This window comes from Nonlabens sp. Ci31 (genome assembly GCF_012974865.1).
GTDB lineage: Bacteria > Bacteroidota > Bacteroidia > Flavobacteriales > Flavobacteriaceae > Nonlabens.
Genome location: NZ_CP043633.1, coordinates 3,499,259 through 3,511,892, shown reverse-complemented (window position 1 = coordinate 3,511,892; position 12,634 = coordinate 3,499,259). Strand labels below are relative to the sequence as shown.

Below are 12,634 nucleotides of genomic sequence, written 5' to 3'. Positions count from 1 at the left end.
AATATGAAAAACATCTTGTTACCTACCGACTTTTCTAAAACTTCTCTCCATGCTATTGAATATGCTGTCCAGCTATTTAAGGAGGAAGATTGTACTTTTTATGTGCTCAACACTTATGAACCTGTAGCCTTATATTCTGCGACTGCCTATGGAATGGATCCTGCTCTTAACATGGATATAGGAGAAATATTCAAAACGACCTCAGAAAAAAGGGTGCAAAAAATAATAGATAAAGTTGCTTCAAAGTACCCCGATACCAAGCACATTTTTCAAGGAGTTTCTTCCTTCAATATGTTGAATGCTGAGGTGGAAGAGCTCGTAGAAGACTATGCGATTGATCTTATAATTATGGGTACTAATGGGGCTTCAGGATTAAAAGAAGTCTTTATAGGATCTCAAACCATGCATGTCATAAAGGATGCAAAAATCCCTGTAATAGGAGTGCCAGCTGGTTATTCTTATAAGAAGCCCAAGGACATACTCTTCACAACAGATTTTAAAACAGACACTAATCAAAAGGGGTTGGCTCTATTAGAAGAGCTGTGTTCAAAAAACAGCTCTAGGTTGATCTTCTTAAATATCTTTCAAGGGGTACGCCTTACAGAGCAACAAGTCAAAAATCAACAAGCCCTAGAAGCCCATTTTAAACGAGATGCTCCTATCACACAAATTGTAAAAGGAGTGGAAGTATTAGATGCGATGGAAGAATTTCAATCTAAACACAGTATAGAATTACTGGTACTGGTACATAACAAACACAACTTTTTTGAGAACTTACTTTTTACACCAGTGGTACAAAAGATCGTTCATTATTCTGACGTTCCTTTCTTGATTCTGCCACATTATAAAACAGAATAATCATGTTACGAGTTCTTCTACCTACAGATTTTAGTACACACTCCTATAACGCATTGTCTTATGCGCAACAGCTGTTTTCAAAAGTAGCGGTAGAGTTTACTTTATTTCATGCTTATGAGCCCACTGTCCTTCAGATGCTGGGGAATATAAGTCCACAACGATTAGCGTCCATCTATCAAGACTGGAAGCTAAAGTCTGTTCATCAATTAAACGCTCTTCAATCTCAAATTCTTCAAACAAGCCAGCCAGAATTCCATCAGTATGCAGTGGAGGCTTATGAAGGACATCTCACGGAAGGCATAGCTGCTTTTGAAAAGGGAGCATGCGACTACATCATTATGGGAAGTAAAGGCTCTACTGGACTTAAAGAAATATTTCTAGGCAGTGTTACCTATAGCGTAGTCTCTTTACAACAAGAAATACCTATCCTTATTATACCAGAAAATGCAAGTTTTAAAACTCTGGAAAAAGTAGGGTTAGAAACAGATTTTAAGGAAAGTTATAGCAAAGCAGTGTTGCAGCCCTTACTGCTACTCACAAAAATATGGGGGGCAACTTTACATCTCGTTCAAGTTTATAGCAATCCAGACTTGAGTACTTTAGAAGAAAATCACTTACAGCATTTAAAAACCATACTAAAAGATATTCCGTGTAGTTTTCATGTCATTCCTAAGTTTTCTTCCTTAGAGAATTGCATTCATGTATTTGAGGAAGACTTAGAAATTGACATAATGGTTTTAATCGACTATCCTTTGAATTTCTTTGATCGTTTGATGGGGAAATCCATCGTTAGAAACATCACTTTTCACACTTCGTTACCATTTTTAATACTACCTACTCCTAACTGATGATTATCAATAAAATGAAAATAGCAGTGTATAGCTTTAACTCTTAAAACAACTATTATGGCATCTATAATTGTACCTACCGACTTCTCAGATAACGCCTATAACGCTTTATTTTATGCATCGAGATTAATTTCTAGTGAAGTTTGTAAAATTTCATTAGTTCACTCCTATGGAGACCAACTTTCAGAAGCCTTAAGCAGATTGGATAACAGTGTAAATGATGTTATTGCAAATGAAATAAGGGCTAAGATTTATGATCAGCTAGAAGTTGTAAAACATAAAATTATAAGGGATTGCGAAGGAACAGCTCTTGAGGTTGAATTGTTTTATGGCGCATTAGCATTGAATGATATTATCAATGATTTAATCGATAATATGGATGTGGACTTTGTAGTTATGGGGACTAAAGGAGCCTCTGGCTTAAAAGAAGTTTTTATGGGAAGTCAGGCCGTAAGTGTTATTAAAAATATACATCCTATTCCGCTGTTTTTAATACCTGAAAAGTCAGACTTTAAGTTGCCTAAAAATATCGTTTATGCAACAGACCTAAAAACTGATTATCAAGAAAATGAGTTTGCTTTTCTAAAAAATATAGTAAAGGAACAACAGTCAAATTTTCATTTGGCACATGTTTACCATCCATCTAAGGCGGCTGCAGGGGTGGAACTTCATTACACAAATCTTAAAAACAGATTGCAAGATGTAGCTTATACCACGCACTGGATCTCTAGTGATAAAGAAATGGAAGAAACGCTTACTGAATTCTGTAAGAGTCACCATATTAATTTATTGGTACTCAGGTACCACAAGTACAGCTTTTTAAAGAGCATTCTCAAAACGTCATTTGTAGAAAAAGCCAGTTTTCATTTGGATCTACCTCTTCTGATACTGCCAGATAGCATCTGATAAATATCATAGTAAACTACTTATGGGGGGATTAATTTTATGTCTCAATCAAAAGTCTTAACAATGAAAAAGAAAATCCTCATTCCAACAGATTTTTCAAAAAATGCATGGAACGCCATCACTTATGTTGCAGATCTTTTTAAAGACCAAGAATGCGATTTTTACTTGCTTAACGCTCATGGATCAACCGCATACAGCACCAGTGAGATGATGGTGTCAGAGCCTGGAACTCTTTCCTATGATACGGCAAAAATAAAGTCAGAAGAAGGACTTTCTAAGCTTATGGATATGCTTGATTTTAGAGAAAAAAACCATAAACACAGCTATACCACCCTTTCTCAATTTAACGACCCTTTAAGTGCTATCAATTCAGTGGTAGAAAAGCGAGACATTGAATTGGTGGTTATGGGAACAAAAGGAGCAAGTGATTATGAGAACAGACTTTTTGGCAGTAATACCGTTAGGGTTATGGAAGAATTACGCACCTGTCCCATTCTGGGTATTCCGCAAGATGCACGTGTGGTACATTTAAAAGAGATTGTTTTTCCTACTAGTTTTAAAACACACTATAAAAGAAGAGAGTTGATACATCTGGTAGCGCTCGCACAAATTCAAGATGCTCATATTTGCGTCTTGCACGTCAGTGAACACCAGGAGTTGGATAAAGAGCAAAAGGAAGACAGGAAACTTCTAGAAGAATGTCTTGAAGGAGCGTCATTTAGTTGGCATCAGATAGGTGGTTCAGACGCTGCAGCTGGCGTACAGCGATTTGTTGAAAGTCGCAACAGTGATATGGTCGCTTTTATCAATAGAAAACACAGCTTTTTCACTAATATATTTTCAAAACCTATGGTAAAAGAACTAGGTATGTTTAGTAAAGTGCCCTTACTAGTGATGCACGATTTGCGCAATTAGTTAAAGAGCTATGATGTCCAGGATTTTATACCGCTATACTTGGACATGCTCACCACAATGGATTGCGGCCTATAGTTTTGTAAGGTGTTACGCTTTCGCGAAAGCATAACAAAGCATATAAACCACTTTATCTATCACTATTGTCTAGTTCTAATATGATCATCGAAAAATCATCTGGAGAAAAGGTAGCTTTTTCTCTGGATAAATGGAGGTCGTCCCCAAGGCACAGTGGCGCAACTGAAAAGGATGTACAGCACATCCTTGATATCGTTAGAGACGAATTGTACCAGGGGATCCTACCAGCGAAATTTACAATAAGGCTTACGAATTACTCAAAAAGAAAAAAACTGGCGCATACTTATTCCAGCACTTAATGAAGTGGTAAGCATTGAAATTTACGCTTTATGGTCAGTGAATTTACATTCCTATAATCGATCAACCAACTACTGATTTTTATCATATTTTTTAAAGGCTACACTCGTTAATTTTAGGGCAGTTAAAAAGATCAATTATCACAGACTCATCCTACCTGTATTAAATGCTAGGGAGATGGAATAGCAGTTTGGTCTGATCCGTATGTGGTGTTTCATACCTAATAAAACATTATGGAAAAAACAGAATATTCTAAGATGTATCGCATCATTCATTGGGCGATAGCGGTATCATTTTTATTGCTTTTGATCACGATTTTTTTGCGATTGACCTGGATGAATAAGTACCATGTCGCTGCTATCATAGGGGAGTACTTGAATGGTGCTGGGCAGGATTTATCTCAGGATCAACTCATAGTTCTTGCAAAAAAAATAAGACAACCCATGTGGGATTGGCATATTTACATAGGTTATGTACTTGTTGGGTTATTTAGTTTTCGCTTTGTAATTCCTGCATTTGGACAAATGAAATTTCAAAACCCTGTGGATCAAGCACTGTCTATAAAAATGAAATTTAAGAAATGGACTTATTTGGTTTTTTATCTCTGCGTGGTGGTGTCTCTTGTCACTGGACTACTCATAGAATTAGGTCCCAAAGGATTTAAAGAGCCTATGGAAGAAATCCACCTGCTAGGAATTTACTATCTGACTGCATTTATTATAATCCATTTGGCAGGTATCTTAATATCAGAATTTACTGATCAAAAAGGAATTATTTCAAGTATCATAAGTGGCACTAAGGCTAATGAGTAGATGTATAAAAATAGAGCCTCCTAGTTGCCATACAATCCTCCTATGGGATGAGTGAGGAGACAGTTCCTATTTTAAAAGGGAGTAGGAACTGGTCTTCTTTTATTATTTCTATGATATAGGGAATGGTAAAAGAGCAAGAAATAATCAATATCAAGGTGTGTATTTTTATTTTTTTAAACAAACATTTTTGTAATGAAAAACCGATTCCTATATGTTGCAGTATGGTCCTGCTTTTTATTATTTAGTTGCTCAGATTCGGAGCTAGTAGAAAACTGGAAAAATCCAGATATAGATTCCTTTCAAGCACAAAAACTACTTGTGCTTGCGATATCAAATGATACAGAAAGCAGAAGTTTTTTTGAAAATAAACTCGTAAGTGACCTTAAAGAAAAAGGTGTAAATGCGTTTAATAGCGATGCGTTTTTTGATGATCAGGAAACCAAAAGACCCTATGCGGAAGAAGAGTTGGTAGACTTAGAAAGTCAACTGCTTATACAAGGTTATGATGCTGTATTAGTTTCTAAAGTAGTAGGAGCTGAGGACAAGGTAAGCTTGGTGCAAAGTTACCGCAACTTAAATAGAACGTTTGAAAATTTTGGAACTGACGATTATTTCAGCCAAGAGGTGTACAATCAAGAAGGTAAAATAGAGAAATATGTTGTCTATCATGCACAAAGTGTGCTCTATTGTATCTGTCCAGAGAAAGAGCGACAGGTGATATGGCGAGCATCAATAGATGTGACCAAATTAGATTCTGATAAAAAGGCTATTAAAGAATATATAAAAATGCTTTTATGGACTCTAGAAGAACAAAATCTGCTAATCAGCAGCTCTAAATTTTAATTATGAAAACACTCATTTACTCTGCAAAAGATTTTGAAACTCCTTTTTTAGAAGAAGCAAATAAGGACGTACACTCTTTTAAATACAGTTCAGATAGGCTGACGACAAAGACCGCCATGATGGCATTAGGATTTGAAGCGATCTCTATTTTCTCTGCAGATGATGCCAGTGGAATTGTTCTGGAAAAGCTCAAGGATTTTGGGGTGAAATACATAACGCTGCGCTCTGCGGGACACGATAATATCAATCTTAAAATCGCAAAACGATTGAATTTTAAAGTTGCAAATTCGCCAGATTACTCTCCATATGCCGTTGCAGAGCATGCTATAACATTGTTATTAGCATTAAATAGGAAGGTGACGCTTGCGCGAAAACAAACTCAAAACTACAACTTCACCCTTGATAAGCTTATTGGATTTGATCTACACAATAAAACAGTAGGAGTTATTGGAACAGGGAAAATAGGAAGTATTATCGCACAGATATTAAACGGATTCGGTTGTTGTATTATGGCTGTAGACCCTTTTGAAAAAGAAGATCTAAAAACACGGTTTCAGGTATCCTATACCCACTTAGACAACTTGTGTAAAGAATGTTCGGTAATCATTTTAAGCATCCCATTAACTTCAGATACGCATCATCTTATAGATAAGTCAAAACTGGATTTGATGCATAAAGAAACCTTATTGGTTAACGTAGCAAGAGGAGCGGTTGTCCACACCAAAGATGTTCTGGCGTATGTAGAAAAAAAACGCATCGGAGGCTACGCAACAGATGTATACGATAAAGAAAGCGGTGTGTTCTTTTATGACAGGTCACAAAACAAACCTCATGATACGGATCTAGAGAAAATGCTCACACATGATCACATTCTTCTTACACCACATCAAGCCTTTGCCACAAAAGAAGCGCTAGCAAATATTGCGCAAACCACTGTTGATAACCTGAGTAGTTGGCAAGAAGGCAGTAATCCTAAAAACAGCTTGATACCGCTAGATGAAAAAGAAAGTTGATGACTACTCCAACCTAATAGCCTAGTGTCTTGAGCTTGAAGCCGTGGCATAGTGTTGAGGTATACTATTATTGAAGTGATTTGATTTTATTCCGCTTTCTCGCTAGGGCTGCCAGCAGGAAAGCGCAAGCTATAAAAACACAAAAGCACATACTGTAAAAGTATGTGCTCAGTTTCCCCCCTAAGGAAATAGCCTTGCGACTAAGTATTGATATAAACATAGGAAACTATATATAAAATAACTTACGGGTTCCCTCAATTGGACAAATTAAATAAGACCGAGGTCTTTGACAATACCTATCAGATGCGCGGCGTTATTGGCACTAAATTGAATAAATAGTTTGCTCTGCCTTTTTTCTATAGCACTCAAACTACTCGGTGAAATACCATTATTTTTAAAAAGCTCGCTGATAGATTCTTTGGGATGTCCTAGAGCCAGTTGTTTTAGGAGTTCTATGTCGTAATCATCTATTTCCAAATTGTTCTTAGGTTGCAGTGCTTGTTCAATTTGAGGAGATAAAAATAAGTGGTTTTCATAAACAGCTGCAATGGCTTTTGATAAATCAACTAATCCATTTCTACCTTTACATACATATGCATTTACTCCGAGTTGATTGACCAGCTGTCTGACTTTCTGCAATCGATCTTCTACTTCATAATCACTTAATCCATACCAAATTTGCAAAAGACACATCTTAAACAACAACAAGCCGCTATAGGAAGGCTTGCCCACAGCACTTTTTCCTTTAGAATAATCGGAATCTATTAATTTTTCGATGCTGTCCCAATCGATCAACTCGTTTATTTGAGTGAAAAACGTTGTCTTTATCTTTCTTGCTCGCAAATCACAAATTGTGTCTGCTAAAGTGGGCTGTTTCTGTGATTTCATGTAGTAAAAATAAGACTCAACAATTTGAATAACAAATAATTAGACTTGTTTTAATTGCTGGTTTATACAGTTTTTACCCTGCAACGGTCTTATAGTTCTGTCAGAAGGAAAACGGCACAAACGATCCTCCAGTTTGCCTCGATCTTGAATAATTCACCTCGAGAAGGCATCAAGATTGCTAGAAACGATCTGGCAAGTGTTGCAGGAATTGCTACAGAAAGCCTGATCAGAACGCTGTCCAGTTTTAAAAAGGAAGGCCTTATAGAAATCGAAGGTCGCAACATTCGGTTGATGGACAAATCCGGCTTAGAGTTGGTGGATTAGATTTCCATATTGGGATTTGTGCTATGACTTTATAATTGGTGCTTTCGAGTAGCCTTACGACGCAAAGGTTTACGCAGAGCGAAGTCGAAGTAGGAAAGCGGAACAATGTAAATAATAAGGACGCAAATTCGGCAATACATCCACTTTCTAGAGTTTAATTACAAGAGGAAATTAGAGGGAGTTTATTTTCAGACCGCTGGGGATCTACACATCGAGTTTTACTGATATTACCATAACTGACAAAGGTCATAGTTAAGAAGGAAAGCACTTTTTAAATTTGAGCATATCTAGCTACTGAGTTATGCGCATCATTATAGTTCCTACCGATTTCTCAGAAAACGCGTTCAATGTGTTGAGTTGTGCTGTGGAGTACTTTAAATATGAGATCACAAAATTTATCCTGATCTACGCTTATGCAGATGAGGTTTATGACAATACTGCGATATAAACCAAAGAAAACCTGAAGCAGAATAAGCAGGAGAAACGAAAGATGTATGAGCAAAAGCTGATGGATTTAAAGGATAGAATCACAGAATTTTCGCCTAACCCTTCTCCTGAAATTTGCACCATTGCAAAATTTGGTACTTTATTAAATGAAATCAACAGGATCGTCATCAAGGAAAACGCAGACCTAGTTTTGATGGGAACTCAAGGGATGACAGCAGACCCTAAGGGCAACTATGGCAGCAATACCTTGCTAGTGATTAGGTATGTGAATTGTCCAGTTTTAGGTATTCCCAGTAAGTACAAGTTTTCTAGACCAGAGCGTATTTTATTTCCTTCAGAATTAAGTCTTGGTTATCAATGTCGGGAACTGAAAATGATCAGTTTTTTAGCAAATAGCTACCGTTCAAAATTGCACTTGCTCTACATCTCTGATGTTGACCAATTATCACTGCGGCAGGTTGACGTTAAAGAATACTGGGAATACAGATTTAGAGAACGCGAGCAAACCTACTTCCATCAAAAGAGCGGTTGCATTCCTGAAAACATAAACGGTTTCATCCATGATCACGATATTGATCTTGTCGTTATGGTGAATTCTACACATACCTATATAGAAAATTTAATCCGTACCAGCACCATTGATAGGGAGGGTCTCAATACTACTATTCCATTTTTAATCCTGCAAAACCTACCACGATAAATTCAAAAGCCATGAAAAACATCCTACTTCCTACAGATTTCTCAGAGGCATCTATCAATGCTTTGGAATATGCTGTACAGCTTTTGAAAAGTAATGTTTGTACATTTTACGTCCTCAATGTGTACACCCCTATTTATTTGTATACGCCCTCCATTTATGAAGATTTCACGACTGTTAATGTTGATATAGGGGAACAATACAAATCGCAATCAGAGGAAAATATTAGAAAGGCGATTAGAAATATAAAAGATAAGTTTCCATCAAAAATTCATACCTTTCTAGGAATTACATCTTTTAATACGCTGGCATCTGAAATCAATACTATCGTTGATGACTATGATATTAATTGCGTGATTATGGGAACTAAAGGAGCTACTGGACTCCAGGAAGTATTCATAGGTTCAGAGACAATGCACACGCTTAAACACTGTAAAGTCCCACTGTTGGGTGTTCCTCAAGAGTACAGTTTTATAAATTTAAAAGAGGTGTTATTTGCTACTAATTATGAAAGCGGGAATCAACAAGAAGGGCTCACTTTCCTTAATAATTTATGTTTCAGTCACCTTTCTCGATTGGTTTTTCTGAACGCCTATTATGGCATCGCGTTGAATGATGCTAAAAAGAGAAACAAGAAAGAGCTGGAGCTTTTTTTTGAACGAGATGCGCATGTTACTGAACTATGTAAAGGTATGGACGTTTATGAGGCCATTGAAAATTATCACTTGCAACATGTTATTGATCTTTTGGTTTTAGTGCATACCAGTCATAATTTTTTTGAGAACCTTTTATTCACTCCGGTAGTTAAAAAGATTGTTCATCATGCAGAAGTTCCTTTTTTGATATTACCACCTGCAAAAGCTATATGATATGATACGGATCCTTATACCTACTGATTTTAGTGATCACTCCATCAATGCCTTGAAATATGCACAATTACTTTTTCAGAAAGAGGTGGTCGAGTTTACTGTGCTGCATGCTTATGAGCCTTCTGCCTTGCAATTTTTAGGAAATAAGAGCCCGTCTGCTTTGAAGAGAGTTTACGGGAGGTTAAAAATTAATACTCTCAAACAGATGGAAGATTTAAAGGCAGGGGTTTGTGGGAGCAGTCAGTTTGAAAATCACACGTATAACTGGGAGGCGAGAGAAGGTCATCTCAGTAACATTATTGATGAATTACTAGGGTCAGATTATGAGTATATCGTCATGGGAAGCAAAGGAGCTACAGGGTTGAAGGAGATCTTCTTTGGCAGTACCACTTTTGATATTGTATCTCTACGTCACACTATTCCCTTGCTTATCGTTCCTGAACATGCAGAGTTTGTGGAGTTGAGCAACATAGGTTTTGCAACGGACTTTCAAAATTTCTATTTCAAGGAAGAATTGAATCCGCTATTAAAACTTGCTAAATTATGGGAGTCGACCGTTAGAACCATCAAGATCTATGATACACTAGAGATATCTGAAAAGCAGAAGCGGCATCTACAAAAGTTAAAGGGATTATTGAGCGATGTAGATTTTAGCTTTCATGTGATTGAAAAGTATTCCTCTATAGAAAACTGTATTTATGAATTTAAAGAAGACCTAGAAATTGATCTGATGGTAATGATTGATTATTCTAAAAGCTTTTTTGAACATCTGGTAGATGAACCCGTTATAAAAAGAATCTCATTTCATACGAAATTGCCTTTTTTGATCTTCCCAGAGGCGAACTGATAAATATCATAGTTCATCATTCTATTGTAGATTAATCTTATTTCAACTTAAAAAGCCATGCTATGACAAAGAAAATCCTTATTCCAACTGACTTTTCCAAAAATGCCTGGAATGCCATAACTTTTGCGACTAGTTTGTTTAAAAATCAAAACTGCGTTTTCTACTTAATGAATTCGTATTCCATTAATGAGTTTGATATTGGTGATATAAAGGCTTCAGAATTTGGGGTTACTTCTATTGATAAGGCCAACAATTTATCCAAGCAGGAATTAAAAAAAACATTGGAGACCTTAAAATCCCTCAATCCAGATGTCAAACATACCTTTAAGACGATATCTGAATATGGCGCTCCTATAGACGTGATGAAGTCCACTATTTCAAAAAAGGATTTGGAACTGGTCATCATGGGAACAAAAGGGAGAAATAATCACAGCGGTACTTTCTTTGGGAGCAATACGGTTACCGCCATGGAAGAAATACGCAATTGCCCTGTCCTGGGTGTTCCCATGGATGTAAAACTGGGAACATTGAATGAGATTGTTTTCCCAACTAATTATGAGGATAGTTATAAAAAAAGAGAGCTGGCGCAGCTGGTGCAGATAGCAATAAAACATGAGTCAGAAATCTGCGTGCTTTATGTAGATCCCCAAAAAGAACTCTCAGCAAATCAAAAGGCTAATATGGAGGTGTTGTCAGAATGTCTGGAAGGCTCAAAATTCAGCTTTCATCACTTGAGCAGTACTAACCGTAGTCTAGCGGTACGCAGTTTTGTGGAAAGTAGGGAAAGTAAATTAGTAGCTATGGTCAATAGAAAACATGGCTTTTTTGAAAAGATATTTACCACACCTATGGTAAAGGACTTGGGAATGTTTGATAAAGTACCACTACTGGTCATGCATAATTTGCGCAACTAGAGAATTCATATGTGTCCTTAATAAGTCATAGAGTAGCTAATTAATGGAGGCAGAGATAATTTTGTGCGTCACATCAAGAGATTCCATTAGAACGTAATACTTATAACAGTCAACTAGAAACCCACTGCGATGAAAAAGAAAGTTGATGACTACTCCAACCTAATAGCCTAGTGTCTTGAGCTTGAAGCCGTGGTATAGTGTTGAGGTATACTATTATTGAAGTAATTTGATTTTATTCCGCTTTCTCGCTAGGGCTGCCAGCAGGAAAGCGCAAGCTATAAAAACACAAAAGCACATACTGTAAAAGTATGTGCTCAGTCTCCCCCCTAAGGAAATAGCCTTGCGACTAATTATTGATATAAACATAGGAAACTATATATAAAATAACTTACGGGTTCCCTCAATTGGACAAATTAAATAAGACCGAGGTCTTTGACAATACCTATCAGATGCGCGGCGTTATTGGCACTAAATTGAATAAATAGTTTGCTCTGCCTTTTTTCTATAGCACTCAAACTACTCGGTGAAATACCATTATTTTTAAAAAGCTCGCTGATAGATTCTTTGGGATGTCCTAGAGCCAGTTGTTTTAGGAGTTCTATGTCGTAATCATCTATTTCCAAATTGTTCTTAGGTTGCAGTGCTTGTTCAATTTGAGGAGATAAAAATAAGTGGTCCTCATAAACAGCCGCAATGGCTTTTGATAAATCAACTAATCCATTTCTACCTTTACATACATACGCATTTACTCCGAGTTGACTGACCAGCTGTCTGACTTTCTGCAATCGATCTTCTACAGAGTAAACTATGATTTTAAGCTGCGGCACTTCTTTTTTTAATTGTTCAATAATAGCTTCCCCTGAGGAGTATTTTTGTTCCCGATGATCTATTTTAAAATTGAGATCCGTAATGAATAGGTCAAAAGGATCCTTATTCTTTTGAGCACTCTTTACTTGTAAATAGGCATCATCACAGTATTGCACTTGTTTTGCATCTGGAAGACCTAATTGCTCTAACACTTTTAGCACGCCTTGGTTAATACTGCCAAAGTCATCTGATATCAATACTTTTTGAAACATGG

The 12,634-nt window shown here is 36.7% G+C and carries 14 protein-coding genes and 1 pseudogene; 13 read left to right on the top strand and 2 right to left on the bottom strand.

The features are described 5' to 3' along the window. The first annotated feature begins 3 nt into the window (after nucleotides 1-3). The 7 genes from F0365_RS15470 to F0365_RS15440 all read left to right on the top strand — a co-directional run bounded on the left by F0365_RS15470 (nucleotide 4) and on the right by F0365_RS15440 (nucleotide 6,567). On the top strand, nucleotides 4-858 hold the full coding sequence (locus tag F0365_RS15470) for a universal stress protein (RefSeq protein WP_169934528.1): 855 nt from the start codon (nucleotides 4-6) through the stop codon (nucleotides 856-858). A gap of 2 nt (nucleotides 859-860) precedes the next feature. Continuing rightward, entirely contained in the window at nucleotides 861-1,706 is an 846-nt protein-coding gene (locus F0365_RS15465) for a universal stress protein (RefSeq protein ID WP_169934527.1), read from the top strand. Nucleotides 1,707-1,763: 57 nt separating this feature from the next. Further along, nucleotides 1,764-2,612: a universal stress protein gene (locus tag F0365_RS15460; RefSeq protein ID WP_169934526.1), complete on the top strand. Its 849-nt coding sequence runs from the start codon at nucleotides 1,764-1,766 to the stop codon at nucleotides 2,610-2,612. 63 nt (nucleotides 2,613-2,675) lie between these two features. After that, nucleotides 2,676-3,527, top strand: coding sequence for a universal stress protein (locus F0365_RS15455; RefSeq protein ID WP_169934525.1), 852 nt, complete (start codon nucleotides 2,676-2,678; stop codon nucleotides 3,525-3,527). Nucleotides 3,528-4,132: 605 nt separating this feature from the next. Continuing rightward, on the top strand, nucleotides 4,133-4,711 hold the full coding sequence (locus F0365_RS15450; RefSeq protein ID WP_169934524.1) for a cytochrome b/b6 domain-containing protein: 579 nt from the start codon (nucleotides 4,133-4,135) through the stop codon (nucleotides 4,709-4,711). Nucleotides 4,712-4,903: 192 nt separating this feature from the next. Continuing rightward, nucleotides 4,904-5,554: a hypothetical protein gene (locus tag F0365_RS15445; protein WP_169934523.1), complete on the top strand. Its 651-nt coding sequence runs from the start codon at nucleotides 4,904-4,906 to the stop codon at nucleotides 5,552-5,554. Between the two features lie 2 nt (nucleotides 5,555-5,556). After that, nucleotides 5,557-6,567, top strand: a complete 1,011-nt coding sequence (locus F0365_RS15440; RefSeq protein ID WP_169934522.1) for an NAD(P)-dependent oxidoreductase — start codon at nucleotides 5,557-5,559, stop codon at nucleotides 6,565-6,567. A 267-nt stretch (nucleotides 6,568-6,834) separates the two neighbouring features. Here F0365_RS15440 and F0365_RS16830 read toward each other — a convergent pair whose 3' ends face one another. Beyond that, nucleotides 6,835-7,455 (bottom strand): transposase, encoded by a 621-nt coding sequence (locus F0365_RS16830; protein WP_410505460.1) that lies wholly within the window; start codon nucleotides 7,453-7,455, stop codon nucleotides 6,835-6,837. A 78-nt stretch (nucleotides 7,456-7,533) separates the two neighbouring features. Here F0365_RS16830 and F0365_RS15430 point away from each other — a divergent pair. The 6 genes and pseudogenes from F0365_RS15430 to F0365_RS15405 form a co-directional block, all read left to right on the top strand. Further along, a pseudogene (locus F0365_RS15430) lies at nucleotides 7,534-7,779 on the top strand (helix-turn-helix domain-containing protein); the annotation flags it as partial. Between the two features lie 301 nt (nucleotides 7,780-8,080). Further along, entirely contained in the window at nucleotides 8,081-8,227 is a 147-nt protein-coding gene (locus F0365_RS15425) for a hypothetical protein (RefSeq protein ID WP_169934521.1), read from the top strand. Between the two features lie 42 nt (nucleotides 8,228-8,269). After that, on the top strand, nucleotides 8,270-8,926 hold the full coding sequence (locus F0365_RS15420; RefSeq protein WP_169934520.1) for a universal stress protein: 657 nt from the start codon (nucleotides 8,270-8,272) through the stop codon (nucleotides 8,924-8,926). Between the two features lie 11 nt (nucleotides 8,927-8,937). After that, nucleotides 8,938-9,792, top strand: a complete 855-nt coding sequence (locus F0365_RS15415; RefSeq protein WP_169934519.1) for a universal stress protein — start codon at nucleotides 8,938-8,940, stop codon at nucleotides 9,790-9,792. Nucleotide 9,793: 1 nt separating this feature from the next. Next, nucleotides 9,794-10,639: a universal stress protein gene (locus F0365_RS15410; protein ID WP_169934518.1), complete on the top strand. Its 846-nt coding sequence runs from the start codon at nucleotides 9,794-9,796 to the stop codon at nucleotides 10,637-10,639. 62 nt (nucleotides 10,640-10,701) lie between these two features. Further along, the gene (locus tag F0365_RS15405; RefSeq protein WP_169934517.1) at nucleotides 10,702-11,553 is read left to right on the top strand and encodes a universal stress protein; all 852 of its coding nucleotides are present in this window, start codon (nucleotides 10,702-10,704) and stop codon (nucleotides 11,551-11,553) included. 413 nt (nucleotides 11,554-11,966) lie between these two features. On the opposite strand, the gene F0365_RS15400 is transcribed toward F0365_RS15405, so the two are convergent. Further along, nucleotides 11,967-12,632, bottom strand: a complete 666-nt coding sequence (locus F0365_RS15400; RefSeq protein ID WP_169934516.1) for a DUF5932 domain-containing protein — start codon at nucleotides 12,630-12,632, stop codon at nucleotides 11,967-11,969. Nucleotides 12,633-12,634 lie beyond the last annotated feature (2 nt).

Excerpts from the sequence above, each read along its gene's own strand:
- F0365_RS15470 (WP_169934528.1), top strand. The coding sequence starts at position 4 with ATGAAAAACATCTTGTTACCTACCGACTTTTCTAAAACTTCTCTCCAT.
- F0365_RS15465 (WP_169934527.1), top strand. The coding sequence starts at position 861 with ATGTTACGAGTTCTTCTACCTACAGATTTTAGTACACACTCCTATAAC.
- F0365_RS15460 (WP_169934526.1), top strand. The coding sequence starts at position 1,764 with ATGGCATCTATAATTGTACCTACCGACTTCTCAGATAACGCCTATAAC.
- F0365_RS15455 (WP_169934525.1), top strand. The coding sequence starts at position 2,676 with ATGAAAAAGAAAATCCTCATTCCAACAGATTTTTCAAAAAATGCATGG.
- F0365_RS15450 (WP_169934524.1), top strand. The coding sequence starts at position 4,133 with ATGGAAAAAACAGAATATTCTAAGATGTATCGCATCATTCATTGGGCG.
- F0365_RS15445 (WP_169934523.1), top strand. The coding sequence starts at position 4,904 with ATGAAAAACCGATTCCTATATGTTGCAGTATGGTCCTGCTTTTTATTA.
- F0365_RS15440 (WP_169934522.1), top strand. The coding sequence starts at position 5,557 with ATGAAAACACTCATTTACTCTGCAAAAGATTTTGAAACTCCTTTTTTA.
- F0365_RS16830 (WP_410505460.1), bottom strand. The coding sequence starts at position 7,455 with ATGAAATCACAGAAACAGCCCACTTTAGCAGACACAATTTGTGATTTG.
- F0365_RS15425 (WP_169934521.1), top strand. The coding sequence starts at position 8,081 with ATGCGCATCATTATAGTTCCTACCGATTTCTCAGAAAACGCGTTCAAT.
- F0365_RS15420 (WP_169934520.1), top strand. The coding sequence starts at position 8,270 with ATGTATGAGCAAAAGCTGATGGATTTAAAGGATAGAATCACAGAATTT.
- F0365_RS15415 (WP_169934519.1), top strand. The coding sequence starts at position 8,938 with ATGAAAAACATCCTACTTCCTACAGATTTCTCAGAGGCATCTATCAAT.
- F0365_RS15410 (WP_169934518.1), top strand. The coding sequence starts at position 9,794 with ATGATACGGATCCTTATACCTACTGATTTTAGTGATCACTCCATCAAT.
- F0365_RS15405 (WP_169934517.1), top strand. The coding sequence starts at position 10,702 with ATGACAAAGAAAATCCTTATTCCAACTGACTTTTCCAAAAATGCCTGG.
- F0365_RS15400 (WP_169934516.1), bottom strand. The coding sequence starts at position 12,632 with ATGTTTCAAAAAGTATTGATATCAGATGACTTTGGCAGTATTAACCAA.